The 23,908-nt window shown below is 62.5% G+C and carries 25 protein-coding genes; 14 read left to right on the forward strand and 11 right to left on the reverse strand.

The window, feature by feature from the left end; translation table 11 throughout:
• The first annotated feature begins 79 nt into the window (after positions 1 to 79).
• On the forward strand, positions 80 to 685 hold the full coding sequence (locus tag HKD31_RS00405) for an FMN-dependent NADH-azoreductase (protein ID WP_194264006.1): 606 nt from the start codon (positions 80 to 82) through the stop codon (positions 683 to 685).
• Between the two features lie 13 nt (positions 686 to 698).
• Here HKD31_RS00405 and HKD31_RS00410 read toward each other — a convergent pair whose 3' ends face one another.
• Positions 699 to 1,880 (reverse strand): globin domain-containing protein, encoded by a 1,182-nt coding sequence (locus tag HKD31_RS00410; RefSeq protein ID WP_194264005.1) that lies wholly within the window; start codon positions 1,878 to 1,880, stop codon positions 699 to 701.
• Positions 1,881 to 1,960: 80 nt separating this feature from the next.
• Between HKD31_RS00410 and HKD31_RS00415 the strand changes: the two genes are divergently transcribed.
• Positions 1,961 to 2,410, forward strand: a complete 450-nt coding sequence (locus HKD31_RS00415; RefSeq protein WP_172492251.1) for an RrF2 family transcriptional regulator — start codon at positions 1,961 to 1,963, stop codon at positions 2,408 to 2,410.
• An 88-nt stretch (positions 2,411 to 2,498) separates the two neighbouring features.
• The gene (gene aroE, locus HKD31_RS00420) at positions 2,499 to 3,353 is read left to right on the forward strand and encodes a shikimate dehydrogenase (protein WP_194264004.1); all 855 of its coding nucleotides are present in this window, start codon (positions 2,499 to 2,501) and stop codon (positions 3,351 to 3,353) included.
• A gap of 57 nt (positions 3,354 to 3,410) precedes the next feature.
• Here the strand turns inward: aroE and dnaJ are convergent, their stop codons facing one another.
• Together dnaJ and dnaK are read right to left on the reverse strand one after the other, a co-directional pair.
• Entirely contained in the window at positions 3,411 to 4,553 is a 1,143-nt protein-coding gene (dnaJ, locus tag HKD31_RS00425; protein WP_062496577.1) for a molecular chaperone DnaJ, read from the reverse strand.
• A gap of 142 nt (positions 4,554 to 4,695) precedes the next feature.
• Entirely contained in the window at positions 4,696 to 6,600 is a 1,905-nt protein-coding gene (dnaK, locus tag HKD31_RS00430) for a molecular chaperone DnaK (protein ID WP_062496578.1), read from the reverse strand.
• A 270-nt stretch (positions 6,601 to 6,870) separates the two neighbouring features.
• Between dnaK and HKD31_RS00435 the strand changes: the two genes are divergently transcribed.
• The 8 genes from HKD31_RS00435 (at position 6,871) to murA (ending at position 15,191) form a co-directional block, all read left to right on the forward strand.
• The gene (locus HKD31_RS00435) at positions 6,871 to 8,025 is read left to right on the forward strand and encodes a hypothetical protein (RefSeq protein ID WP_194264003.1); all 1,155 of its coding nucleotides are present in this window, start codon (positions 6,871 to 6,873) and stop codon (positions 8,023 to 8,025) included.
• A 151-nt stretch (positions 8,026 to 8,176) separates the two neighbouring features.
• Positions 8,177 to 8,557: a hypothetical protein gene (locus tag HKD31_RS00440; RefSeq protein ID WP_062496580.1), complete on the forward strand. Its 381-nt coding sequence runs from the start codon at positions 8,177 to 8,179 to the stop codon at positions 8,555 to 8,557.
• Positions 8,557 to 10,788, forward strand: coding sequence for a pyrroloquinoline quinone-dependent dehydrogenase (locus HKD31_RS00445; protein ID WP_062496582.1), 2,232 nt, complete (start codon positions 8,557 to 8,559; stop codon positions 10,786 to 10,788). Before HKD31_RS00440 ends, HKD31_RS00445 begins: the two co-directional genes overlap by 1 nt.
• Positions 10,789 to 10,976: 188 nt before the next feature.
• A complete protein-coding gene (locus HKD31_RS00450) occupies positions 10,977 to 12,161 on the forward strand; it encodes a glycosyltransferase family 4 protein (protein ID WP_194264002.1) in 1,185 nt (394 codons plus the stop codon).
• Complete coding sequence (locus HKD31_RS00455; protein ID WP_062496586.1) at positions 12,151 to 12,330, forward strand: hypothetical protein; 180 nt, start codon at positions 12,151 to 12,153, stop codon at positions 12,328 to 12,330. Before HKD31_RS00450 ends, HKD31_RS00455 begins: the two co-directional genes overlap by 11 nt.
• The gene (locus HKD31_RS00460) at positions 12,320 to 13,252 is read left to right on the forward strand and encodes a DMT family transporter (RefSeq protein ID WP_194264001.1); all 933 of its coding nucleotides are present in this window, start codon (positions 12,320 to 12,322) and stop codon (positions 13,250 to 13,252) included. The genes HKD31_RS00455 and HKD31_RS00460 overlap by 11 nt, the downstream gene beginning before the upstream one ends.
• Positions 13,253 to 13,344: 92 nt before the next feature.
• A complete protein-coding gene (gene dcd, locus HKD31_RS00465) occupies positions 13,345 to 13,896 on the forward strand; it encodes a dCTP deaminase (protein ID WP_011252421.1) in 552 nt (183 codons plus the stop codon).
• A 38-nt stretch (positions 13,897 to 13,934) separates the two neighbouring features.
• Entirely contained in the window at positions 13,935 to 15,191 is a 1,257-nt protein-coding gene (gene murA / locus HKD31_RS00470; RefSeq protein WP_011252420.1) for a UDP-N-acetylglucosamine 1-carboxyvinyltransferase, read from the forward strand.
• Between the two features lie 96 nt (positions 15,192 to 15,287).
• Here the strand turns inward: murA and HKD31_RS00475 are convergent, their stop codons facing one another.
• Positions 15,288 to 16,763: a mannitol dehydrogenase family protein gene (locus HKD31_RS00475; RefSeq protein WP_194264000.1), complete on the reverse strand. Its 1,476-nt coding sequence runs from the start codon at positions 16,761 to 16,763 to the stop codon at positions 15,288 to 15,290.
• Between the two features lie 219 nt (positions 16,764 to 16,982).
• Between HKD31_RS00475 and HKD31_RS00480 the strand changes: the two genes are divergently transcribed.
• Positions 16,983 to 17,459 (forward strand): GAF domain-containing protein, encoded by a 477-nt coding sequence (locus tag HKD31_RS00480; RefSeq protein WP_194263999.1) that lies wholly within the window; start codon positions 16,983 to 16,985, stop codon positions 17,457 to 17,459.
• A 27-nt stretch (positions 17,460 to 17,486) separates the two neighbouring features.
• Here the strand turns inward: HKD31_RS00480 and HKD31_RS00485 are convergent, their stop codons facing one another.
• From HKD31_RS00485 to dinB, 4 genes are all read right to left on the reverse strand, one after another.
• A complete protein-coding gene (locus HKD31_RS00485; protein ID WP_062496596.1) occupies positions 17,487 to 18,041 on the reverse strand; it encodes an LOG family protein in 555 nt (184 codons plus the stop codon).
• A 32-nt stretch (positions 18,042 to 18,073) separates the two neighbouring features.
• The gene (locus tag HKD31_RS00490) at positions 18,074 to 19,267 is read right to left on the reverse strand and encodes an MFS transporter (protein WP_194263998.1); all 1,194 of its coding nucleotides are present in this window, start codon (positions 19,265 to 19,267) and stop codon (positions 18,074 to 18,076) included.
• 128 nt (positions 19,268 to 19,395) lie between these two features.
• Entirely contained in the window at positions 19,396 to 19,830 is a 435-nt protein-coding gene (locus HKD31_RS00495; protein ID WP_194263997.1) for a YjjA family protein, read from the reverse strand.
• 105 nt (positions 19,831 to 19,935) lie between these two features.
• The gene (dinB, locus tag HKD31_RS00500) at positions 19,936 to 21,006 is read right to left on the reverse strand and encodes a DNA polymerase IV (protein ID WP_194263996.1); all 1,071 of its coding nucleotides are present in this window, start codon (positions 21,004 to 21,006) and stop codon (positions 19,936 to 19,938) included.
• A gap of 50 nt (positions 21,007 to 21,056) precedes the next feature.
• On the opposite strand from dinB, the gene HKD31_RS00505 reads away from it, so the two are divergent.
• Together HKD31_RS00505 and HKD31_RS00510 are read left to right on the forward strand one after the other, a co-directional pair.
• Positions 21,057 to 21,635, forward strand: coding sequence for an NUDIX domain-containing protein (locus HKD31_RS00505; RefSeq protein ID WP_041111402.1), 579 nt, complete (start codon positions 21,057 to 21,059; stop codon positions 21,633 to 21,635).
• A 33-nt stretch (positions 21,636 to 21,668) separates the two neighbouring features.
• Positions 21,669 to 22,226: a hypothetical protein gene (locus HKD31_RS00510; RefSeq protein ID WP_194263995.1), complete on the forward strand. Its 558-nt coding sequence runs from the start codon at positions 21,669 to 21,671 to the stop codon at positions 22,224 to 22,226.
• A gap of 2 nt (positions 22,227 to 22,228) precedes the next feature.
• Here HKD31_RS00510 and HKD31_RS00515 read toward each other — a convergent pair whose 3' ends face one another.
• From HKD31_RS00515 to HKD31_RS00525, 3 genes are all read right to left on the reverse strand, one after another.
• Positions 22,229 to 22,522, reverse strand: coding sequence for a putative quinol monooxygenase (locus tag HKD31_RS00515; protein WP_194263994.1), 294 nt, complete (start codon positions 22,520 to 22,522; stop codon positions 22,229 to 22,231).
• An 80-nt stretch (positions 22,523 to 22,602) separates the two neighbouring features.
• Positions 22,603 to 22,980: a hypothetical protein gene (locus HKD31_RS00520; protein ID WP_024716682.1), complete on the reverse strand. Its 378-nt coding sequence runs from the start codon at positions 22,978 to 22,980 to the stop codon at positions 22,603 to 22,605.
• 58 nt (positions 22,981 to 23,038) lie between these two features.
• Entirely contained in the window at positions 23,039 to 23,863 is an 825-nt protein-coding gene (locus tag HKD31_RS00525; protein WP_194263993.1) for a PadR family transcriptional regulator, read from the reverse strand.
• Positions 23,864 to 23,908: the final 45 nt, after the last annotated feature.

Consider the following 23,908-nt stretch of genomic DNA (forward strand, 5'->3'; position numbering starts at 1 on the left):
CCGGAATGTGCCTTCTTGCGGCGGGGTTCAAAGGTTCCTTATCTGGTGCTGGTTACGATCAGGAACCGGAAAGATCAAAATGAAACTTCTCCACATCGATTCCAGCATTCTCGGTGACAGCTCCGCCAGCCGTCATGTCAGTGCCGCCGCTGTCGCCCAGTTCCGCAAGAAAGACCCGTCCGTCGAGGTCATTTCCCTCGACCTTGCCAGCGATCCGCTGCCGCATCTGGATGTCGAGGCCCTGTCTTGGCTCGGCAAGGAACTGACGCCGGACGTCTCTGGCCGTCCCGAACTGATCGCCGGCGCGGAGGCTCTGAAAACCTTCCAGGCAGCCGACATCGTCGTCATTGGCGTGCCGATGTACAACCTGTCGATTCCCAGCCAGCTCAAGGCCTGGATCGACCGCATCATGGTGGCGGGCCAGACCTTCCGCTACGGAGCAAACGGAATCGAAGGTCTGGCCAAGGGCAAGAAAGTCGTGCTCGCCGTGGCCCGTGGCGGCCTGTATGGCGCAGGCTCTCCGGCCGCGTCCTTCGAGCATCAGCTCAGCTATCTGAAGTCCGTCTTCACCATGATCGGCATCACGGACATCACCGTGATCGAGGCCGAAGGCCTCGCCACGAATGGCGGCGCCGACCGTGCCCGCATCCTGTCGGACGCGGAGCAGAAGGCCAGCGCGCTTTAATCTGCCTTCTTGGTCAGTCCGTCACGCCGGTATCCGGTCCGAACGTCTCGTAACGCAGGCGCTCGGCCGGAATCCCGGCGTCCGGCAGGCCGTGCACCATGTTACGCATGAAGCCTGTCGGACCACACAGATAGGTCGAGACGCCGCCGGGCAGCTGCTCGGCCACCCAGGCGGCAGTCGGGCGACCGTCTTTCTCCGTCAGGCGCGTGACCACCCGGATGCGCCCTCCCGAATTGTGGGACAGTTCCACCAGACGCTCCGCAAACGGTGCGGTCTCGGCAGAATGGGCGATCTGTACGACATGAACAGGCGTCGTGACGCCCGGCTGGGCCAGTGCTTCTAGCATCCCGATCATCGGCGTAATGCCGATCCCGGCACAGACGAACGCCAGCGGTCCTTCGACCTTTTCGGGTAGCAGGAAATTGCCGGCAGGCGGTGACAGCAGGACGTCCGTCCCTTCACATTTCCCGCTGTTCAGCCAGCTCGAAACGGCACCGTTCGAAACATGTCGCACGCTGATGCGATAGCCCTTCCGGTTCGGGCTGGATGTGATGCTGTAATTGCGGCGCGTGCGTCCATGGCCCGGAATATCCAGATCAACGCCCAGATACTGCCCCGGAATGGCGCTGATGACCGGCTTGCCATCCACAGGCTCCAGCTCAAGCGACGTGACATTCGCACATTCCGGCACGGCGCGGACAATGCGGAACGGACGCCAGCCGGTCCAGCCGCCTTCGGCATGGGCGCTACTGTCATAAAGCTGATGCTCGCGGCCGATCAGGATATCCGCCAGCGCCCAGTAGGCCTTGCCCCAGGCGTCGAGGATTTCCGGCGTTGCAGCATCCCCCAGAACGGCCGAAATCGCGCCGAGCAGGGCCGTGGCGACATGCGGATAATGCTCCGGCTGGATTTCCAGGCTGGCGTGTTTCTGCGCGATCCGTTCGACCGCACCACCCATCACACCCAGATTATCGATGTTTTTCGCGTAGGCCAGCACGGCCATGGCCAGTGCCCGGGGCTGCGTGCCAGTGGACTGATGAGTCGGGTCGAACATTTCCGCAATCGCGGGATCGGCCAGCAGGCGGCGGTACATTTCGGACGTGATCGTCACGCCATGGGCTTCGAGCGCCGGGATGGTCGCCTTGATGATGGCGATGGTCTCGGGCGTGAGGCTGCGGTCGGCGGAAGTGGACATGAGCGGTCCCCTTAAAGGTGCATTTGAAATACATCTTTAAAAACGTGACCTGCGCCTGTCAATCTGGCAGAGGAGTCGCCATGCGCCTGACACTGCACACCGATTACGCCCTGCGCGTGCTGATCCACCTTGGCGTTCACACGTCACGCCGCGTCTCCATCCGCGAGATCGCACAGGCTTACCGTATTTCCGAAAACCATCTGGTGAAGGTCGTGCACCGTCTGGGGCAGGGCGGTTTCGTCACGACCGTCCGTGGGCGCGGCGGCGGGCTGGAACTCGCGCGTCCCGCTTCAGAGATCAATGTGGGCGCGGTCGTCCGCTTCACGGAAGACGACATGACGCTGGTGGACTGCGAGGGCCGCAACAGCACGGACGGACGGCCCTGCGTCCTGTCCCCGGCCTGCGTGCTGCGCGGCGTGCTGGGCGATGCGCTGGGCGCGTTTCTGGCGGTGCTGGACCGCTATACGCTCGCCGATCTGCTGACAGGTCGTGAGGCTGCCCTGCTGGGCCTGAGTGTTCCGGAAAACTGACATTTCCGGAATGTGAATGGACCCTTCTGCGCGCCCGTGCGTCATTTCGGATGAACGCAAAAACAGGCACAGATCCGAGGAGCCTTTCATGAGCAAGCAGAATTTCCGCAGTATCCTGACCGGATCGTTCTCGACGCCCTGCGATGACAACCCCACCGTCGCCATGATCGAGGCCGCCTACCGGCATCACGACATTGACGCGCGTTACATCAACTGTGACGTCAAGGCGGAGAACCTGAAAGACGCGGTTGCTGGTGCGCGGGCCATGGAATGGGTCGGGTTCAACTGCTCCCTGCCGCACAAGGTCGCGGTGATCGAACATCTGGACGAACTGGCAGAGTCTGCGCGGATTATCGGCGCGGTGAACTGTGTTTCCATCCGCAAAGGGCGCCTGATCGGCGATAACACCGACGGAAAGGGTTTTCTGGCGTCCCTGAAACAGGTCGCGGACCCGTCCGGAAAGAAGGTCCTGCTTTTGGGCGCGGGTGGGGCTGCGCGTGCCATCGCCGTGGAACTGGGGCTCGCTTCTGCTGCTCACATCACGGTCATGAACCGCGATCCGAAGAAGGCGGAAACCATTGCCGCATTGGTGCGGGACAACACGTCGGCCAAGGCGGACGTTCAGGCATGGGATGGTGAAGCCGGCGTGCCGGACGATGTGGACATCCTGATCAACGCCACGTCCATCGGTCTGGGCGACGCCGACGCCATGCCGCCGCTCAAGGTCGAGACTCTGCGTAAAGGGCTGATCGTCGCCGATGTCATTCCCAACCCACCCAGAACGCGGCTGCTGCGTGAAGCGGAAGGCAAGGGCTGTACCGTGCTGGACGGGCTGGGGATGCTGGTCAATCAGGGCGTGATCGGCGTGGAGCACTGGCTGGGCAGGACGTTGGATGCCGGCGTTATGGAACGGACCCTGAAGGATATCTTCGGCGCGGCCTGACATGAAAAAGCCCGGTGTCTCCGAAGAGAGCACCGGGCTTTTTGCAGATCTGAAAGATCAGCGGCCTTCGAAGAAGTCGCGGACCTTGGCGAAGAAGCCGCTGTTTTCGGGGCTGCCCTTCGCATGGTCGTCCCCGGCTTCCTTCTCAAACTCTTCGAGAAGTTCGCGCTGGCGCTTCGTCAGATGGCTCGGCGTCTCGACCGAGACCTGAATGTACATGTCTCCCCGGGCCGAAGAGCGCAGGACCGAGAAGCCTTTGCCGCGCAAACGGAACGTCTCACCAGTCTGTGTGCCCGCAGGAATGCGGACCTTGCTGCGGCCACCATCCACAACCGGAACCTCGACTTCCGTGCCAAGAGCCGCCTGCGTCATGCGCAGCGGAACGCGGCAGTAGATGTTCGATCCGTCGCGCTGGAAAATGTCATGCGACAGGACGGAGATGTGAACGTACAGATCGCCCGGCTGCACGCCTTCGCCACCGGCCTCGCCCTTGCCAGCCATGCGGATGCGGGTGCCATCCTCGACGCCGGCCGGGATGTCGATGCTGATGGTTTCCGTTTTCGCTTCCGTGCCCGTGCCGTGACAGACCTTGCACGGATTGGCCACGGTGCGTCCCGAACCATGGCAGGTCGGGCAGGGGCGCTCGACGAGGAAGAAGCCCTGCTGTGCGCGGACCTTGCCCGCACCATGACAGGTCGGGCAGGTGCTGCTGCCGGCCTTCGGATCGGCCGAACCCGAACCATGACAGGCCTCACAGGTCACGCGCGTCCGGACTTCGACGTCCTTCGTCACGCCCGTGAAGGCTTCCATCAGCGTGATCTCGACCTGAACCTGGACATCCGCCCCGGTCCGGCGTCCCCCACCGCGCCGGCCACCCATCATGTCGCCGAACATCTGGTCGAAGATGTCACCCAGACCGCCCGCACCGGCAAAGCCACCACCGAAGCCGCCGCCCATTCCGCCCATGCCACCTTCAAAGGCGTCATGGCCGTAACGGTCATAGGCTGCACGCTTCTGTTCGTCCTTCAGGACGTCGTAGGCTTCGTTGATTTCCTTGAACTTCTGCTCGGCGGCGTCATCACCCGGATTACGGTCGGGGTGGTAGCGCATGGCCTGTTTGCGGAAGGCTTTCTTCAGCTCGTCGGGCGAGGCCGTGCGGGAGACTTCAAGGGATTCGTAATAGTCGATTCTGGTGGCCATGTTCGGTCCTTGGGGCGGTCCTGAAGGCGGTCCCTGTGGAGGGCCGGAAAACAAGAATGGCGCCCACCCCCTTGCGGGAACGGGCGCCCTCGGAAAACAGGGTCAGACGGAGCATTCAGCTCCGTCTGCGGAAGTCACCCGATCAGTGCTTCTTGCTGTCGTCTTCGAGGTCTTCGAAGTCGGCATCAACGACGTTTTCGTCTTTCTTCTCGCCTTCCGGCGCAGCGCCACCTTCAGCGCCCTGACCAGCCTGGTACACAGCCTGACCAACCTTCATGGCAGCCTGCGTCAGCTTCTCGCTGGCAGCCTTCAGAGCGTCGAGGTTTTCGCCCCCCAGAGCTTCGCGGGCCTCGGCGATCGCAGCTTCAGCTTCGGACTTGTCAGCCGCCGGAACCTTGTCGCCACCTTCGGTGATGGACTTCTCGGTCTGGTGGATGAGGCTTTCCGTGCTGTTGCGCAGCTCGACCAGTTCGCGCTTGGCCTTGTCGGCAGAAGCGTTGGCTTCAGCGTCCTTGACCATGCGGTCGATGTCGGCATCAGACAGACCACCAGACGCCTGGATCTTGATCTGCTGTTCCTTGTTCGTGGCCTTGTCCTTGGCGGACACATTCACGATGCCGTTGGCGTCGATGTCGAAGGTGACTTCGATCTGCGGCACGCCACGCGGCGCCGGAGCAATGCCCTGCAGGTCGAAATTGCCCAGCAGCTTGTTGTCAGCCGCCATCTCACGCTCGCCCTGATAGACCTTGATGGTCACGGCGTTCTGGTTGTCTTCAGCCGTGGAGAAGGTCTGGCTCTTCTTGGTCGGGATCGTCGTGTTGCGGTCGATCAGACGGGTGAACACGCCACCCAGCGTTTCGATACCCAGCGACAGCGGCGTCACGTCGAGAAGCAGGACGTCCTTGACGTCACCCTTCAGGACAGCGCCCTGAACGGCGGCACCGATGGCGACCACTTCGTCAGGATTGACGTTGCGTGCCGGATCCTTGCCGAAGAACTCCTTAACCGTCTCGATGACCTTCGGCATACGGGTCATGCCGCCGACCAGGATGACTTCGTCGATCTCATTGGCGGAGACGGACGCGTCCTTGATGGCTGCACGGCACGGGCCGAGTGTGCGCTGGATCAGGTCATCAACCAGGCTCTCCAGCTTGGCGCGGGACAGCTTGACGACGAGGTGCTTCGGACCGGAGGCGTCAGCCGTGATGAACGGCAGGTTGATCTCGGTCTCCTTGGAGGAGGACAGCTCGATCTTTGCCTTCTCGGCGGCTTCCTTCAGGCGCTGCAGGGCGAGCTTGTCACCACGCAGGTCGATGCCCTGGTCTTTCTTGAACTCGTCAGCCAGGAACCCGATGATGCGGTTGTCGAAGTCTTCGCCGCCCAGGAACGTGTCACCGTTCGTGGACTTCACCTCGATCACGCCGTCGGAGATCTCGAGGATGGAGACGTCGAACGTACCACCACCAAGGTCATATACGGCCACCGTGCCGGAATCGCGCTTGCCAAGGCCATAGGCGAGGGCTGCTGCGGTCGGCTCGTTGATGATGCGCAGGACTTCGAGGCCGGCGATCTTGCCAGCGTCACGGGTTGCCTGACGCTGGGCGTCGTTGAAGTAGGCCGGGACCGTGATGACAGCCTGGGAGACGGTCTCGCCAAGATAGCTCTCGGCGGTTTCCTTCATCTTGCCCAGAACATAGGCTGCGATCTGCGAGGGAGCATACTTCTCGCCACGTGCCTCGACCCATGCGTCGCCGTTGTCGCCACGGACGATGGCGTACGGCACCATCTCCTTGTCCTTCTGGACGGTCGGGTCGTCGTAACGACGGCCGATCAGACGCTTGACGGCATAAAGGGTGTTGGCCGGGTTGGTGACGGCCTGACGCTTCGCGGCCTGTCCGACGAGACGCTCACCGTTGTCGGTGAAGGCGACCATGGACGGCGTCGTGCGGGCGCCTTCGCTGTTTTCGATGACCTTGGTTTCGTCACCCTCGCGTACTGCGACGCAGGAGTTGGTGGTACCAAGGTCAATGCCAATGACTTTGCTCATGTAATATCAGTCCTCTCAGCGGTCCGTTCCGGCCCTGTGAGGCACCGGATCGGACCCTATTGACGTATCCAGACCCTCACGGGCCTGTGTTCCGACTACTGATCTAGGCAACGCCGCAAGGTGTTTCAAGCACTTGGACGACACATTTCGTCGAGAATGTTCGCTTCACGGGGCCTGAAGGGGAAGATGGCTGTTTCCGATATGGACATCGCCCTCTAGTAAGGTTGGGCCTTCCGCTTTGCCTGCCAATGGGACAGTCTTCAGACAGCCATGCCGAATCATCCTTACTTTCGTGCCACGCTGATGGCTGCCCTGGCCATTTTCTCCGCAACCGGCCTCTCCGCCTGTGGCCCGATGGGGCCCGGAAAACTGCGGAACGACCAGCTCGAATACTCCCGTGCGCTGGGGGATACCCAGAAGCACGAGATGCTGCTGAACATCGTCCGGCTGCGTTACGCCGATCCGCCGACATTCCTTGATACGACGCAGGTGATTGCGGGCTACAGCGTTTCCAAGAGCATCAGCGGCGGCTTTTACGCCTATCCGGCGACGGCGGTCGGGAACTACCTGTTCGGCACGGGAACCATGTCCCTGGGGGAGAACCCGACTTTCACCTACCAGCCGGTGACGGGGCAGCAATATGCCGAGAACGTGGTCCGGCCGATCTCGCCGACGGTCATCATGCCGCTCAGCCTTGGTGGCCTGCCGATCGATACGCTGCTGCGTCTGACCGCACAGTCCATCGACGGCCTGTCCAATGTCCGTGGGCTTGGTGCGGGCCCATTCGGTGGCGGGTCGGTGCGGTTCTATCTGCTCCTGCACGACCTGCGACAGCTCCAGATTCAGGGGGCCATGACCATCCGGATCACGAGCGAGAACCCTACCCCGCCGGACAGCAAGAAAAACGGCGGCAAGTCTGATAGCAATGGCAACGGGGGAAGCAGCACGGGTGCCGAGCGCTCCTATCTGGTCCTGACCTCGACATCGGACAGCAACCTTCTGGCGATTCAGGCAGAGGTGCGCCGGCTCCTGCATCTCGACCCGGGAGCCGAGGAAGCCGAAATCGTCTATGGCCCGTATCCCAAGCATCCCGGCAAGCAGATCGCGATCCTGACGCGCTCCATGCTCGCGATGCTGACGCAACTCGCCTACGAGGTCGAGGTGCCGGAAGACGACATCAAGAGCGGCCGTACGCCCCCCACGATCGGACAGGTCGGGATCGAGAACCGCCCGGAAGTTGTGATCCATTCGAGCCGGGAAGAGCCGGACACCCGCTATGCCGCGGTCAGTTATAACAACACCTGGTTCTGGATCAGTGATCGCGATTTCCAGAGCAAACTGGCGTTTACGATGGTGCAGGTTCTCGCCGCCCTTGCAGCAACGAACCATACGGCAGGGGCGGTCGTAACAATCCCGGCCGGGTAATAAAGGTAACGCGTATTTGAATTTATTGAAATGAAACCGTGTTATCACACGTTTTTGTTAGAATTATATTCAACAATATTGAAAAAGAACCGTAGCTTTCCGGAAAATCTGGACTTACCGTCCGGACTTTCAGTTCTGGAGGCTTTCACCAATGCCGAATACTTATGGCAGCAGAACCCTGACCGAGTGGCTCACACTGGTCCTAGGGGTTGTCATCATTCTGGTGGGGCTGTTCTTCGTGATCGCCGGGGCCGACCTCGCGATGCTGGGCGGCTCTGTCTATTACGTCATCTGTGGCATTCCGCTGGTTGCCGGCGGTGTTTTCATGCTCATGGGGCGGACGCTGGGCGCATTCCTGTATCTGGGGGCGCTGGCCTACACTTGGGTCTGGTCCCTGTGGGAAGTGGGCTTCAGCCCCGTTGACCTTCTGCCGCGTGATTTCGGCCCGACGCTGCTGGGCATCCTTGTCGCCCTCACCATCCCGGTTCTTCGCCGGATGGAAACCCGCCGCACCCTGAGGGAAACCGTCTGATGCGCAGATCCCATCTTCTCGCCACCGTTGCCTGTGCCACGCTGGCCTGCGCTCCGCTGGCTGCCAATGCCCAGTTCGCTCCCGCAGGCAGCGGCGGTGCGCCAACCTCCACCGTGCCGGGTCCCGGCAATGGCAGCAGCAATTCCTTCGAGCCGACCGAGAACACGCCGGCTGCGAAGAGCCGCTTTTCCGGCCCGTCCCCCTATGCGCCCCAGGCGCCGGGTGTGAACGCGGCCAACCTGCCGGATATCGGGTCCATGGATCCGAACGATGTTCCGCAGATGGCCCCGCAGCAGAGTGCCAGCCCCGCCTCCGGAGACTGGGCCGCCTACGGCCATGACGACAGCCAGATGCGCTATTCGCCCCTGTCAGAGATCACGCCGCAGAACGCCGATCAGCTCAAGGTCGCTTTCGTCTATCACACCGGCAGCTATCCGCGTCCGGGCCAGACGAACAAATGGGCTGCCGAAACCACCCCGATCAAGGTAGGTGACGGCCTCTACATGTGCTCCGCACAGAACGACATCATGAAGCTCGACCCGGCGACGGGTAAGGAGATCTGGCGTCACAACATCAACGAGAAATACGAAGCCATCCCCTACACCGCAGCGTGCAAGGGCGTGACGTATTTCACGTCGTCGCAGGTGCCTGAGGGCCAGCCCTGCCATAACCGTATCCTTGAAGGCACGCTCGACATGCGCCTGATCGCGGTCGATGCCGCGACCGGCAATCTGTGCGAGGGCTTCGGCAATGGCGGCCAGGTCAACCTGATGCAGGGTCTTGGCGAATCCGTTCCGGGCTTCGTCTCCATGACGACGCCGCCGCCGATCGTGAACGGTGTGGTCGTGGTCAACCACGAGGTTCTCGACGGTCAGCGGCGCTGGGCCCCGTCGGGTGTGATCCGTGGCTATGATGCCGAGAGCGGCAAGTTCCTGTGGGCCTGGGACGTGAACCGCCCCGATGACCACAGCCAGCCGACCGGCAACAACCATTACAGCCGTGGTACTCCGAACTCCTGGGCTGCGATGACCGGCGATAATGCGCTGGGTCTCGTCTACGTCCCGACCGGAAACTCGGCTTCCGACTACTACAGTGCCCTGCGTAGCGATGCCGAAAACAAGGTCTCGTCCGCAGTTGTCGCGCTCGACGTAAAGACGGGTTCCCCTCGCTGGGTCTTCCAGACGGCGCACAAGGACGTCTGGGACTATGATATCGGCTCGCAGGCCACGCTCATGGACATGCCCGGCCAGGATGGCCAGCCTGTCCCCGCACTCATCATGCCGACCAAGCGCGGCCAGACCTTCGTGCTCGACCGTCGTGATGGCAAGCCGATCCTGCCGGTCGAGGAGCGTCCCGCTCCGTCGCCGGGTGTGATCCCGGGCGATCCGCGTTCGCCGACGCAGCCCTGGTCCACGGGCATGCCGGCCCTGCGCGTGCCGGACCTGAAAGAGACGGATATGTGGGGCATGTCCCCCATCGATCAGCTCTTCTGCCGTATCAAGTTCCGCCGTGCGAACTATACGGGTGAGTTCACGCCGCCGAGCGTCGACAAGCCCTGGATCGAATATCCGGGCTATAACGGCGGCAGCGACTGGGGCTCCGTGTCCTATGACCCGCAGAGCGGCATCCTGATTGCGAACTGGAACATCACCCCGATGTACGACCAGCTCGTGACCCGCAAGAAGGCCGACGAACTTGGCCTGATGCCGATCGATGACCCGAACTACAAGCCGGGTGGTGGCGGAGCCGAAGGTAACGGCGCCATGGACGGCACGCCTTACGGCATCGTCGTGACCCCGTTCTGGGATCAGTACACGGGCATGATGTGCAACCGTCCGCCCTACGGCATGATCACGGCCATCGACATGAAGCATGGCCAGAAGGTGCTGTGGCAGCATCCGCTGGGAACGGCTCGCGCCAATGGTCCGTGGGGCCTGCCGACGGGTCTGCCGTGGGAAATCGGTACGCCGAACAATGGCGGCTCGGTCGTTACGGCCGGTGGCGTGGTGTTCATCGCGGCGGCTACGGATAACCAGATCCGCGCCATCGACGAGCACACCGGCAAGGTGGTCTGGAGCGCAGTCCTGCCAGGCGGCGGTCAGGCCAACCCGATGACCTACGAAGCCAATGGTCATCAGTACGTCGCCATCATGGCGGGTGGTCATCACTTCATGATGACGCCGGTCAGCGATCAGCTGGTCGTCTACGCCCTGCCCGATCACAAGGGCTGAGAACGCGGGAGCTGAGGCCTCCGGATGACGGAAGGGGTGGTTTTCGTGCCGGAAATGGCACGGAGACCACCCCTTTGTCGTTTCCGGGGCCGTTTTTTCCATTTTTCGGGTGGGAAGCGCCTCCAGACCCGGCTACAGGCTGTTTTCGTTCACAAAACTCTTCCCGGAACAGGCCACCTCCGACCATCATGACCGACCGCTCTCCCGTCATCCTTCAGGTTCTTCCGGCGCTGGGCACCGGCGGGCTGGAGCGCGGGGCTGTCGAGATTGCCGCGGCAATCACCCAAGGGGGCGGCACGGCACTGGTCGCCTCGCGTCCCGGTCGGCTTCTGGTGCAGCTCCGTCATGCCGGCGCACGATATATTGAGCTTGATCTGAAGAAAAAATCCCCTGTCGCCGTGCTGCGCCGGGCGAAGGACCTGCAGGCCATCATTCGCAGCGAGGGCGTGGATCTGGTCCATGCCCGCTCGCGGATTCCGGCTTGGGCGGCATGGATCGCGTGCCGCCGGGAAAACATCCCGCTCGTGACGACATGGCACGGCGTGCATGAGGCGAAGTGGCGGGGCAAGAAGCTCTATAATTCCGTGCTGGCGCGCGGCACCCGGGTCATTGCGATTTCGGAGTTCATCGCCCGTCGCCTGCGCAGCGAATACGCCGTGCCGGAGAGCCGTCTGCGCGTCATTCCGCGCGGGGCCGATCTGCGGGAGTTCACGCCCGGCACGATCTTCGGCGAACGCGTGCAGAAACTGGCCGAGGCCTGGCGCGTGCCTGTCGAGGCAAGGATCATCCTCATGCCCGCACGGCTGACGGCATGGAAAGGGCAGGGCGTTCTGGTCGAGGCGCTGGGTCTGCTGCGCTCGAAGATGGGCACAGGATGGATCTGCGTTCTGGCCGGCCCGGAGAACGACCGGAAGTTCTCTCGCAAACTGCAACAGCGCGTGCAGGAACTGGGGCTTGAGGAGCATGTCCGGTTCGCAGGAACCTGCACTGACATGCCGGCTGCCTGCGAACTGGCGAGCGTTGTCGTGGCGCCCTCGCTCCGGCCCGAGCCGTTCGGACGCACACTGGTGGAAGCACAGATGATGGGTTGTCCGGTGATCGGTACCGCACAGGGGGCCATGATGGAGACGATCCTGCCCGGCGAGACGGGTCTGGTTGTGCCTCCCGATGATCCGCAAGCCCTGGCGGACGCGCTGAAAAGCGTTCTGGAAACGGATGATGACGCACTGGACTGGCTGGCGGAAAAGGCCCGGGCCCATGCCGTCGCCAACTATACGACAACGCTGATGCAGGCCCGCACGCTGGGTGTGTATGACGAACTTCTGGGCACCCGTCTGCGGGAGACATTCGAGGAATACAGCCATGACCAGTAAGGACGCAAAACCGACAGAGCAGATCGTCCGTGACCGCGCGGCGGCCGCGAAGGAAGAGCGGGAAAGCCGTGAGGCCAGGGCGCTCCGGGCCAATCTGATGCGCCGCAAACAGCAGCAGCGTGCGCGGCCGCAGGACGACGCTGGCTCATCCTCTACCGATGATCGCTAGAGAGTCTGTGAAGCGCAGCTTTCCCCTCCCTTCGCCGCAGGAACTGGCGCTGACGGGCGTGACGGTGCTGTGGGGCGTGACGTTTCTCGTGCTGCACATCGCCATGCAGCACTGCGGGCCAGGCTTTTTCGTTTTTGTCCGTTTCATGATGGCGGCGGTGTTCGTCGGGCTGCTGGCCGGGCGGAAACTGCTGGATTTCAACTGGCGGGAAGTCCGGGCCGGGGCGCTGATCGGAGTCGCCCTGGCGACCGGCTATGTGTTGCAGAGCGCGGGCCTGCACGACATCACCAGCAGCCGCTCCGCCTTCATCACGGCGCTTTACGTGCCGCTGGTGCCGATCTTCCAGTGGGCTTTCCTGCGCAAGCCGCCACATCTGATGAGCTGGCTCGGGATTGCGCTGGCGTTTGCCGGTCTGGTCTGTCTGGCGGGACCAGCGGCGCTGTCGCTGTCCTTCGGGCGCGGGGACCTGCTGACGCTGTTTGCGGCCATCGCCATCGCGGTCGAGATCGTGCTGATCAGCCTCTATGCCCGGGGCGTGGACAGTCTGCGCGTGACGGTCATGCAACTCTTTGCTGGTAGTCTTTTCGCCGGGCTTATGATGCCGGTTTCGGGGGAGGCTTTTCCTTCCTTTTCATGGATCTGGTTTGGCTGTGCGCTCGGGCTGGGTGGCCTGAGCGCCCTCGTGCAGGTGGTGATGAACTGGGCGCAGAAATCCGTCGCGCCGACCAAGGCCGCGGTGATCTATGCCGGAGAGCCGGTCTGGGGTGGTCTTGTCGGCTGGCTGGCGGGCGACAGTCTGCCCCCGGCGACCCTGCTGGGGGCCATGCTGATCGTGGGCGGCGTGCTGACCAGCGAACTGCGCCCGCAATGGCTTGAAGCCCTGCTTGGACGTTCATCACAGACCCTCACGAAAAATGACTGATCCGACACATTGCGTGATCGCCCATCGCTCGCTAGAGCAGGTGGGTTAGACGCACAGGGCGATTTGTACTGCCCTCGTTCAGGAGTGCCTTCATGCCCATCATGCCCGACACATGGATCCGCCAGATGGCCCGGGAAAAAGGCATGATCGAGCCATTCGTGGAGGCCCAGAAGCGCGAAGGCGTCATTTCCTACGGCCTGTCGTCCTATGGCTATGACGCGCGCGTGGCGGAAGAATTCAAGATCTTCACCGACGTGGACAGCGCCATCGTCGATCCGAAGAACTTTGCGTCCAACAGCTTCGTGACCCGTACGGGCGACATCACCATCCCGCCCAACAGCTTCGCGCTGGCGCATACAGTCGAATATTTCCGTATCCCGCGTGACACGCTGGTGGTGTGCCTCGGCAAGTCCACCTATGCGCGCTGCGGCATCATCGTGAACGTCACGCCGCTTGAGCCGGAATGGGAAGGCCAGGTCACGATCGAGATCAGTAACACTACGCCGCTGCCCGCGCGAATCTATGCGAACGAGGGCATCTGTCAGTTCCTGTTTTTCCAGGGTGCCAGCCCCTGTGAGGTCAGCTACGCCGACCGTGCTGGAAAATACATGCGCCAGTCCGGCGTCACCACGCCCCGCCTCTAAGGCTACGCTTTCAAGGCCCGTTTCTCAAGGATCGCACCATGGACCGTTTCATCATTCGCGGTGGCCGCCGCCTGACAGGCGAAATCGAGATCGGGGGGGCCAAGAACTCCGGCCTCAAACTCATGGTCGCGGGCCTGCTGACATCCGAGCGGCTGGTGCTGTCCAACGTGCCGGCCATCGCTGACATCAAGACGATGCGCGACCTTCTGGTGGGGCTGGGCATCACGGTTGAGGACGCCGGGCCGCGCACGCTGTCCATTGGTGGCGAGATCGGCTCCGTCGAGGCGCCGTATGACATCGTCTCCAAGATGCGCGCCTCCATTCTGGTGCTCGGACCGCTTCTGGCCCGCGCGCGTGAGGCGAAGGTCTCTCTGCCGGGCGGCTGCGCCATCGGAACGCGCCCGGTGGACATGCATCTCAAGGGGCTTGAGACGCTGGGCGCCGAGATCCGTCTCGAAAACGGCTATATCAATGCGACCGCTCCGGACGGGCTGAAGGGCGACCGGATCATCCTGCCGTTTGCCAGCGTGGGCGCGACTGAGAACCTGCTGATGGCCGCAACGCTGGCCAAGGGGCGCACCCATATCGTTAACGCCGCACGCGAGCCGGAAATCAGCGATCTGGTGCACTGCCTGAATGCGATGGGCGCGCAGATCACGGGCGAAGGCTCGGGCACGCTGGTCATTGACGGTGTGGAAAAGCTGCACGGCGCGCATTACGCCGTCATGCCGGACCGTATCGAATGCGGCACCTATGCCTGCGCGGCCGGTATCACGGGCGGTGACCTGCTGCTCGTGGGGGGACGCGCTGATGATCTGGGCGCCGTGATCCGCACGCTTGAGGAAACGGGCGTCGAGGTTCTGGAAGAAGAACGCGGCCTGCGCGTCCGCCGCAGCGGGACGCTTCAGGGCGTGGACATCATGACCGAGCCGTATCCCGGCTTCCCGACGGACATGCAGGCGCAGTTCATGGCGATGCTGTCGGTGGCCGAAGGTGCGTCCATGATCACCGAGACGATCTTCGAAAACCGTTTCATGCATGTGCCGGAGCTCAACCGCATGGGCGCGCGCGTCAACGTGCACGGCCGCTCCGCCATCATCCGCGGTGTGCCGAAGCTGTCGGGTGCTCCCGTCATGGCGACCGATCTGCGGGCCTCGTTCTCGCTGATCCTCGCTGGGCTGGCAGCGGAAGGTGAGACGCAGCTCAGTCGCATCTATCATCTGGATCGCGGCTACGAAGGCGTGGACCGCAAGCTCGCCGCCTGCGGTGCCGACATCGCCCGCGTTTCAGACTGATTGCTCTGTATAATTTCTAAAAGTTTTTGGGTTCCGCCTTTTTTCAAAAAGGCGGAGAGCTTCGAAGCTTTTTGAAAAAAGCTTCACCAAAAACTTTTATACGTTTGCGACCAGATCCTTCAGGACGGCGGCCGTACTGCGGGTCTTCAGGTCTTCGCGGGTCTGGATGAAGCGCGTGAGGAACTCGGCAGAGTTTTCAAGCCCCCATCCGGCGAACACGCTCATGTCCAGGGCCTTGGCGGGGTTGGCGTCCAGCGCCAGAGCGCGGTCTTCGGCACTGAGGCGCGGTTCCGTGACGGCGAATGTGGCTTCCACGTCATCGCGGCCGGTCAGATAGGCACAGTAACAGGCGAGGACGAAAGCAATCCGGCGCGGGTCCTGGGCCTTTTTCAGAACGTCCTCGGCAGTAGCGCGCAGGAACACCGGCAGCTTGGATGTGCTGTCGGATGTGATGCGCAGAAGCTGGTCACTGACGGCATGGTTGCGGAACCGCTGCAGAAGCTGGGCGGCATAGCCCGGCAGGCTGATGCCCGGAGGGGCTGTGAGCTGCGGCTCGACGTCATGACGCAGGAACTGCTCCAGCAGGGCGGCCAGATGTTCGTCGCCCATGGCCTCATCGACCAGCCGGTATCCCATCAGAACGCCCGGCAGGGCCAGCGTGGAATGGGACGCGTTTAGCATCCGCAGCTTGACCTGCTCGTAAGGCTCGACATCGTCCGTGAACAGCACGCCGACCTGCTCCCAGGCCGGGCGTCCGGCCGGGAAGTGGTCTTCCACAACCCACTGGATGAAGTCTTCGCAGAACACGGGAACGCGGTCCTCGATCCCGCTCTGTGCATCCAGACGCGCCACGTCGGCGGGGTGGACGGCCGGGGTGATGCGATCGACCATGCAGGACGGGAAGGCGACATTGGCCTCGATCCACTCCGCCAGTTCCGCGTCGCGCAGGCGGGCGAAGGACAGCACGGCATTGCGCGCGACATCGCCGTTTGCGGGAACGTTGTCGCAGGACAGGATGGTGAATGGCGCAACACCGGCATCCCGGCGCTGGCGCAGGGCTTCCGTCATCAGGCCAAACGCCGTGTGCGGGACCGGACGGTGCAGGTCTTCGGCAATGGCGGGATGTTCGGTCATGAACCGTCCGGCCTCATCCATGTAGTAGCCGCCTTCAGTCACCGTCATGCTGACGATGCGGATGGCCGGGTCCGTCAGACGCTTCAGCGCGGCCTCGCGGTCGGCCGGGGCGTGGATGTATTCGACCAGCGACTTCACCACCCGGACCGTATCAGGCCGGTTCGGCGGGCATTCGCGCAGGGTGTAGAGCCCGTTCTGCGCATGCAGGGCCTCGGCTTTCGCCACTTCCGCCGGATGGTCCATCAGACCCATCCCGACAATGCCCCAGCCCGACTGGTCCGCCAGCGCAAGCGCGCGGTCCGTATACACGGCCTGATGGGCACGATGGAAATTGCCGACGCTCAGATGGACAATGCCAGGCGTCACCGCATCCCGGTCATAGGACGACGTCAGGATGGAGTCCGGGAGGTGGGACAGGGTCTGGGAAGTCAGGATCATGGACAGGATCTTTCAGACGAAAGGACCGGCTTCTTTTAGAAGCCTCCATCTTCGAGGAAACCGTTTTTGTATTTTGTGAATTATTTCTAATAATTCTCCCGAATACGCGAGCATTAGCGGAAATGGTTATTTCCCATAAATATGGCGACCTTTTCCGTTTTTTCCCGTCTGTCCTATGATCGGCGGCCCCATTCTTCGTTTTTTGCAGGACAGTTTCTCATGAGTGCCCCCATCCATCGTCTGAGCGTGGACGAACTCGTCCCCATGGTGCGGTCCGTCCTGTCGACCGAGACGGACATGATTGCCAACATGGCCAATATCGCGGCCCTGCTTTTCGAAACCCTGCCGCAGATCAACTGGGCCGGGTTCTATCTGTGGAAAGAGGCGGATCGCCAGCTCGTGCTGGGGCCGTTTCAGGGTCGTCTGGCCTGCACGCGGATTCCGCTCGGGCGCGGCGTCTGTGGCACGGTCGCGCAGAACCGGGAGACGCTGGTCGTGCCGGACGTGCATGCGTTTCCGGGACATATCGCATGCGATGCGGCTTCGGAATCGGAAATCGTGCTTCCGATCGTGGCCAAGGGCGCGCTTGTGGGCGTGCTGGACATCGACAGCCCCGTAAAGGACCGGTTCTCCGATGCCGATCGCACACGGCTGGAAGAGGTGGTCAGCCTGCTCGTAGCAACACTGGAAGGTTGAGCGGGGACTGGCCCCGCTCAGCCGGGGTCAGGCCGGGACGCTGACGGACAGGTGATTCATCAGGGCCGGCACGTCCTCGACGACTGTGAACAGCTTGCGGGCCGACGGGTCCGCAAAGCCCTGATCGACCGCATCATTGAGCGTGTTGACCAGCGATGTGGCCCAGCCGCCGATATTGACGATGTAGATCGGCTCCTGATGCAGGCCGAGCTGCTTCCAGGTCATGATTTCCATGAGTTCGTCGAACGTGCCGAGGCCACCGGGAATGATCGCGTAGGCGTCGGACAGCTCGAACATACGGGCCTTGCGGGTGTGCATGTCCGGCGTGACTTCAAGCTGCGTCACACCCTTGTGCATGACTTCGCGGGCATGGAGGAATTCGGGAATGACGCCGATTACCCTGCCGCCTGCCTGAAGGGCCGCATCCGCCACTGTACCCATCAGCCCCACATGGCCGCCGCCATAGACCAGTGTGATTCCGTGTCGCGCCAGGGCCGTTCCGATCTCTTTTGCACCTTCGGCATAGACGGGGGAGTTGCCGAAGCGGGAGCCACAGAAGACGGCGCAGGAACGAATGGTCATGTCGGGTCCGTGTAAGTTGAAGCGAGGATCTGTCACGCGGTCCGGCGGCCCAGGGAACGGCTGATCAGCACACCCACCAGACAGCAGATGGCGGTGGTGGCGAACATCGTCCTGTAACCGGCGAACTCGATGACCTGTCCAAGAAACAGCCCCGAGCACGCGATGGCAAGGTCAATGAAGATGGAATAGGCCCCAAGAGCCGCCCCGCGGTTCTCCGGACCCGCACTGTTGACGGCGAGAACGCCCAGTGCGGGAAAGAGCAGGGAGAAGCCTGCCCCCGTCAGTGCAGCGCCCACAAGGGCGGCGGATGGTATCTGGAAAATGCTGAGCGTGGCGAGTCCGAGCGCTTCCACCAGCAGCGAGACGATCGCCACGAACACACCGCCTCGCTTGGCGATCTGCGAGGCGAAGAAAAACCGGATGACGACGAAAGTGAAGCCGAAAACTGCCAGCGCCGTCGCCGCGCCTTGCCAGTGCAGCACTGAATAATACAGCGCCAGGAACGACGAGATCGCCCCGAATCCAATGGACCCCGCTGCCAGGGCCGAACCATGCGGGAGCACGAGTCTGAGCGCCCGGGCAAAAGGAATGGGCAGGCTGGTCGAGGGAAGGGGTTTGACGGCAGGGTAGAAGCCGATCAGCGCCAGGCCGAACAGCGGCAAAGCCACCGAGAGTATGCCCACCGAAACCAGCCCGCCATAGGGTGCCGCCAGCATGGACAGCTTGGCTCCGACCGGCGCACCCAGCGCAATCCCGCCATAGGAGCAGATGCCGTTCCAGGAAATGGCGATCGCGGTATTTTCCGCACCGGCGCGCCGGATGTTCCAGACGATCACCCCGGTCGCGGCCCAGCTTTCTGCCCATCCCAGCAGCAGGCGGCTGAACAGCAGCACGCCCAGCGACAGCAGCGGCGTGGCCGCGAGCAGTCCCGCCCCCCCAATCAGAAGACCGGAGAGTAGACAGGTCACAAGGCCGCCGATAACGACCGGCTTGGGTCCGATCCGGTCCACCAGCCGTCCGGCGGAGGGGCGGGCCGCGAAGGTCGCGAAATACTGTAACGAGAACGTGATGCCTGCGACGGTCGTGCTGTAACCCAGGCCCTGATGGACGAAAATCGTCAGGACGGCATTGGGCAGGCCGATCACGATATAGACGAGAAGATTGAACAGGACGACTGCAAGAACGCGTTTCGTCGGTGAGGCCGCCGGCGTATCTTGCGCGGTCATGTATCTGCTCTCCTGAGGCTCGGCTGTAAAAAAGATCCTCCATGGCATAGGCCAGATGAGTGAATCCGTCACGAGGGCGTGTCTTTCCGCCCTTCACAATCCCGAGTGAATCCGCCCCGAAGCAGACACTAGATGGGCTGACGCAGACGGGACGCGACGGACGTGCAGACGGTCTGGCGCAGCGGCGTGGGCATGGACGGCAGGGCGTACTGCTCGCGCTGTCCTGTCCGCAGGCTGAGGGCCTGAAGAATGCCCTGTTTTCCCGTGGCATAGGCCCTGTCGTTCTGAACAGGAGCGGTGGTACTTCCGGTCTCGTTTTCCGTCAGCATGGCGTTCTGCAGACAGTAATGCAGCGTTCCCACCAGGTTCGCTGGGGTAGCCGAGGACAGGTCCGGCTCTCCCAGAAACGCCACCGAATTGCGGGCCGGGGAGAAAGGGTGTCCCTGCTGGTTGCGGGAGAGGGTTTTCTCGAAATCCGGCGACAGAGCGGTCCTGGAGGCACAACCTCCCATCATCAGGAGCGGCGCCAGCAGGATAGTGGCCGGGAAAGTGGGGCGGGGCATGCGTTGGTCCATGCGGTGGAAAAAGGGCCCGTTCAGAACAGGCTGATCCCCAACGCATCAGACGCCGGAAAGAATGCAATTCTGTCCGGCCAGCGCCGGGTGCCCTTAGAAAAGCAGTTCCATCTGGTCGCAGGGCGCGCTCTCCGCCGCATGAAAGCCCGACAGCGTCAGCCCGAGCAGCCGCACGCCGGGCACGAACGGAAACAGCGGCGCCATAAGGTTTTGGCCCGTCTCCAGCAGGATCTCTTCGGACGGAACAGGCGCGGACAGGGTGCGGGCACGGGTGATCTGGCGGAAATCGGCGTATTTGACCTTCAGGGTCACCGTCCGTGCTTGAAGCTGGCGGCGCTGGGCGCTCCCCCACAGCTTGGCCGCGATCTGCGTCAGCGCCTGATGCGCGTCGGTTTCGGATGTCAGGTCCCGAAGATAGGTCTGCTCGGTCCCGAGGGATTTGCGTTCCCGGTTCACGACGACGGGGCGATGATCGATGCCTCGGGAAATGCCGTAATAAAACGCCGCTGCCTTGCCGAAATGGCGGGTCAGCGTCTCGATATCCCACTCCCGCAGGTCTGCTCCCGTTTCAATGCCCAGCGCTCGCATTTTCCGGGCCGTTGCCGGGCCGATGCCGTGGAACGCATCAACGGGCAGGGCGGAGACGAAGTCCGGCCCCATGGCGGGCGTGATGACGAAAAGCCCGTCCGGCTTACGGTAGTCCGAGGCCAGTTTGGCCAGAAAGCGGTTGTAGGACACGCCGGCGGAGGCGGTCAGCCCGGTTTCGGCGTGGATGTCCGCGCGGATGCGGTCCGCGACCAGCGTGGCCGAACCATAGGCACCAAGATGGTCCGTCAGATCCAGAGTGGCCTCATCCAGCGACAGCGGCTGGATCAGGGGCGTGTAGCGCGAGAAGATGTCATGGATCTGGGCCGAGACGCTGCGATAGACGTCAAACCGCGCCGGCACGAACACAAGCTCCGGACACAGGCGCTTGGCCGTGACCGACGGCATGGCCGAGCGGACGCCGAAACGCCGGGCCTCGTAGCTTGCGGCGGCCACCACGCCCCGTGCCTCGCCCCGGCCCACTGCGAGCGGGCGGCCGCGCAGGGAAGGGTCGTCCCGCTGTTCGACAGACGCGTAAAATGCGTCCATGTCGATATGCACGATCCGGCGTTGCTCCATGAGGCAAGTTTCGCCGATTCGGAAGAACGAAACAAGATCAGGATCCGTCCATGAGCTCCGACACGACCCTTGAAGACGCCCGCAGGGACGCCGGTTTCCAGACGATTTCGACCCGACTGGCCTATAGCAATCCCTGGACCGCCCTGCGCGAGGACATCATCGTCCATCCCAACGGAAAGCAGGGGCTTTATGGCATTGTCGAGCGTGGCGAGTTCGTCGTGATCCTGCCGCTGCATGCCGACGGCAAGGTCACGCTGATCCAGCAGTTCCGCTATCCCGTGGGCGAGCGGCTGTGGGAGCTTCCGATGGGCATGTGGGAGACGAAAGAGAACGTCGATCCGGTCGAGCTTGCGCTGGGTGAACTGCGGGAGGAAACCGGGCTACGCGCCGGTGAGATGATCCATGTTGGCAGCATGTATCAGGGCGCAGGCTATTCGAACCAGAAAGGCCATGTCTTTCTGGCTCGCAACCTGACGCGTGGCGAGAGGGATCTGGAAGCCACGGAAGAAGACATCACCTGCCACGACATGACGCTGGACGCGTTCGAAGCCATGATCCGAGACGGCGAGCTGAAATGCATGGTCTCGCTGGCGGCTTTCGCCCTGATCCGGGCAAAAGGCCTGATCTGAGGGGTTTTCCCCCGACCTCACGGAACCGGAGATGTGTCTGGGGCGCTAGCTGTTCTCCAGCACATCATGAAGGTCCCGATGGTCGAAACCGCATCGCCGTCTCCCGATACCAGCCAGATCATCGCGCGCGGCCATCCGACCGATAATGAGCTGCTGGCGTTTTATCGCTCGGAAATCCGGTTCGAGACGGAAGTCGTGAACGGCCGCCTTCAGGCGCTTCTGGGGTCGCAGGCCTTCCTCGTCATCGCCTATGCGACGGCCATGACCGGCTCTACAAAAAGATGGGGCGACAGCATGGTTCTCCTGCTGCCGCCCTTGTTTTCCATGCTGGGATTTGTCCTCGCCCTGATGGCGCTGCCAGGCATCCGCGCGGCTTATGCCGCAATCGGAAAATGGGAGGGCAAACAGCGCAATCTGCACACCCGCAGCCCGGACCTGACCGATTTCACACTGGCGCCGAACGAGGACGAAACCCGCGACATGATGCGCCGCGCCCAGCGTGGCGCACTCTTCGCCCATCAGGCCCCGTTCATCTTCATGATTGCCTGGGCAATTTTCGGGATCATCCCGTTCTATCTGTACCTGAAATAGCGTCAGATCACGGCGTCAAGAAAGACGACTTCCGATCCGCCTCCTTCAACCAGAGGCGTAATCGTCTGGTTGAATACCCTGCCGTGCTCCGTTGCCATGTGAGCCTCGAAGGCCGCATCATCCCGGTAGGTTTCTTCCACATGAAACAGGTGGGGGTCCGAGGCGAGCGTATAGACCATGAAGCGCTCACAGCCGGGTTCGGCGCGAACGTTCCCCGCCAGTTTCGTCAGCAGATCGCGCAGGGTTTCGCGCTTTCCGGGCAGCGCTTTGAGCGTGGCGTAAAGGGACTTGGCCATGACGCGGAACCTCGTGCTGTTGGAAGATCCATTATCATTGAGCCGTTAAGACCGATCCGCAACGGCACAGCTGCGTGAGGCTAGGATTTCTCCAGCAGAGCCTTGCAGCGCATCCACGACATACGGTCGCGGAAGATGAACAGGACGTAGTAGTCCAGTTCGCGGCTGCGGGTTTTCGTGGTGCGGGTATAGAAGGGATAGACGTCGAACGGCCCCTGAAGTCCGGCAGGGGCGGGTTCGGACGGCAGGATGCAGTTCACCCGGAACAGCGGCATATAGACTGCATCATCGCCGGGATTGCGCCGCACATGCCACAAGTTGCGTCGGAACTTCTTCAGCCGTTCAGGCAGAAGAAAGACCATCGATTTCTCGATGAATCCTTCTCCGAAATGCTCGGGCCGGTAATACCGCATGTCCTCGGGCATGTTGCAGAAATGGGGATGGTCCTGAACGATCATGGACCATCCTTTACGGCATTGTGCCGGCCGTTGGGAGAGGTACGCCGGTGTTCCTGCCTTATTCGGCCGAAGTCTTTTCGGCAGACGCCTCGTCAGCAGCCGGACCGCCGATTTCCGCAGCGGCACGGCGCAGGATCGCCACGATGCGACGCAGTTCGTCCGCATCCGCGCCACGGCGGGACTTCAGAGCAGCTTTCAGAGCGAATCTTGCGTCATGAAATTCCTGCCCCAGCGTCGGATCGAGGTCGTTGATGCCGGTAAAGGCTTCGCGGACATCGGCCATACGGGCGCCGATCCGGCTCATGATATCGAGGATGCGGGCTGCTTCCTCTTTATTGGCCTCGTGATGCGCCTTTCCTTCATCCGTCAGGCTGTAGAGCTTGCGATTGCCTTCCTGGGTGACGGCGGCAAGGCCGGTCTCTTCCAGATAGGTAAGGGACGGGTAAATCACGCCGGGGCTGGGCTTGTAGAAGCCGCCGGACCGCTCTTCGAGGCGCCGGATCAGCTCATAGCCGTGGGCCGGGGCCTCTGCGAGCAGGGCGAGGATGACGAGCTGAAGCTCATCGGCCGTCAGCTTGCGGCCGCGTGTGAAGCCTTCGCCCCCCAGATCACCGCCAAAGCCCTTGCCGAAGCGGCCACCGCCCATTCCTCCGCCACGTCCGCCATGCCGACGGCCGAAACCGCGTTCACCGCGTTCCATGCCCCGATGGCGCCCGCCGCGCCCTTCGCCGCGCGTGCGGTCTTTGTTGGGGCCATCTCCCCGCTCTGCGCCTTCTGCGATGGGACCTCCCATGCGGAAGAAACCGCGGCGATGGCCGCGATGGGAGCGCTGTCCGGCATCCGTACGGTCGGTGTTGAAGCGGTCAGTTTTGTGTTTGAACATTGTGTTCTCCTATTCGATATATCGAACGATATAGTATCTTAAGAT

Source organism: Gluconobacter potus (genome assembly GCF_015244705.1).
GTDB classification, from domain to species: Bacteria; Pseudomonadota; Alphaproteobacteria; order Acetobacterales; family Acetobacteraceae; genus Gluconobacter; species Gluconobacter potus.

Excerpts from the sequence above, each read along its gene's own strand:
- HKD31_RS00495 (WP_194263997.1), bottom strand. The coding sequence starts at position 19,830 with ATGCCCCGCCCCACTTTCCCGGCCACTATCCTGCTGGCGCCGCTCCTG.
- HKD31_RS00460 (WP_194264001.1), top strand. The coding sequence starts at position 12,320 with ATGATCGCTAGAGAGTCTGTGAAGCGCAGCTTTCCCCTCCCTTCGCCG.
- HKD31_RS00445 (WP_062496582.1), top strand. The coding sequence starts at position 8,557 with ATGCGCAGATCCCATCTTCTCGCCACCGTTGCCTGTGCCACGCTGGCC.
- murA (WP_011252420.1), top strand. The coding sequence starts at position 13,935 with ATGGACCGTTTCATCATTCGCGGTGGCCGCCGCCTGACAGGCGAAATC.
- HKD31_RS00450 (WP_194264002.1), top strand. The coding sequence starts at position 10,977 with ATGACCGACCGCTCTCCCGTCATCCTTCAGGTTCTTCCGGCGCTGGGC.
- HKD31_RS00485 (WP_062496596.1), bottom strand. The coding sequence starts at position 18,041 with ATGACCATTCGTTCCTGCGCCGTCTTCTGTGGCTCCCGCTTCGGCAAC.
- HKD31_RS00435 (WP_194264003.1), top strand. The coding sequence starts at position 6,871 with ATGCCGAATCATCCTTACTTTCGTGCCACGCTGATGGCTGCCCTGGCC.
- HKD31_RS00490 (WP_194263998.1), bottom strand. The coding sequence starts at position 19,267 with ATGACCGCGCAAGATACGCCGGCGGCCTCACCGACGAAACGCGTTCTT.
- HKD31_RS00455 (WP_062496586.1), top strand. The coding sequence starts at position 12,151 with ATGACCAGTAAGGACGCAAAACCGACAGAGCAGATCGTCCGTGACCGC.
- dcd (WP_011252421.1), top strand. The coding sequence starts at position 13,345 with ATGCCCATCATGCCCGACACATGGATCCGCCAGATGGCCCGGGAAAAA.
- HKD31_RS00525 (WP_194263993.1), bottom strand. The coding sequence starts at position 23,863 with ATGTTCAAACACAAAACTGACCGCTTCAACACCGACCGTACGGATGCC.
- HKD31_RS00405 (WP_194264006.1), top strand. The coding sequence starts at position 80 with ATGAAACTTCTCCACATCGATTCCAGCATTCTCGGTGACAGCTCCGCC.
- HKD31_RS00475 (WP_194264000.1), bottom strand. The coding sequence starts at position 16,763 with ATGATCCTGACTTCCCAGACCCTGTCCCACCTCCCGGACTCCATCCTG.
- dinB (WP_194263996.1), bottom strand. The coding sequence starts at position 21,006 with ATGGAGCAACGCCGGATCGTGCATATCGACATGGACGCATTTTACGCG.
- HKD31_RS00440 (WP_062496580.1), top strand. The coding sequence starts at position 8,177 with ATGCCGAATACTTATGGCAGCAGAACCCTGACCGAGTGGCTCACACTG.
- HKD31_RS00520 (WP_024716682.1), bottom strand. The coding sequence starts at position 22,980 with ATGATCGTTCAGGACCATCCCCATTTCTGCAACATGCCCGAGGACATG.
- HKD31_RS00480 (WP_194263999.1), top strand. The coding sequence starts at position 16,983 with ATGAGTGCCCCCATCCATCGTCTGAGCGTGGACGAACTCGTCCCCATG.
- HKD31_RS00410 (WP_194264005.1), bottom strand. The coding sequence starts at position 1,880 with ATGTCCACTTCCGCCGACCGCAGCCTCACGCCCGAGACCATCGCCATC.
- HKD31_RS00415 (WP_172492251.1), top strand. The coding sequence starts at position 1,961 with ATGCGCCTGACACTGCACACCGATTACGCCCTGCGCGTGCTGATCCAC.
- HKD31_RS00515 (WP_194263994.1), bottom strand. The coding sequence starts at position 22,522 with ATGGCCAAGTCCCTTTACGCCACGCTCAAAGCGCTGCCCGGAAAGCGC.
- dnaK (WP_062496578.1), bottom strand. The coding sequence starts at position 6,600 with ATGAGCAAAGTCATTGGCATTGACCTTGGTACCACCAACTCCTGCGTC.
- HKD31_RS00505 (WP_041111402.1), top strand. The coding sequence starts at position 21,057 with ATGAGCTCCGACACGACCCTTGAAGACGCCCGCAGGGACGCCGGTTTC.
- aroE (WP_194264004.1), top strand. The coding sequence starts at position 2,499 with ATGAGCAAGCAGAATTTCCGCAGTATCCTGACCGGATCGTTCTCGACG.
- dnaJ (WP_062496577.1), bottom strand. The coding sequence starts at position 4,553 with ATGGCCACCAGAATCGACTATTACGAATCCCTTGAAGTCTCCCGCACG.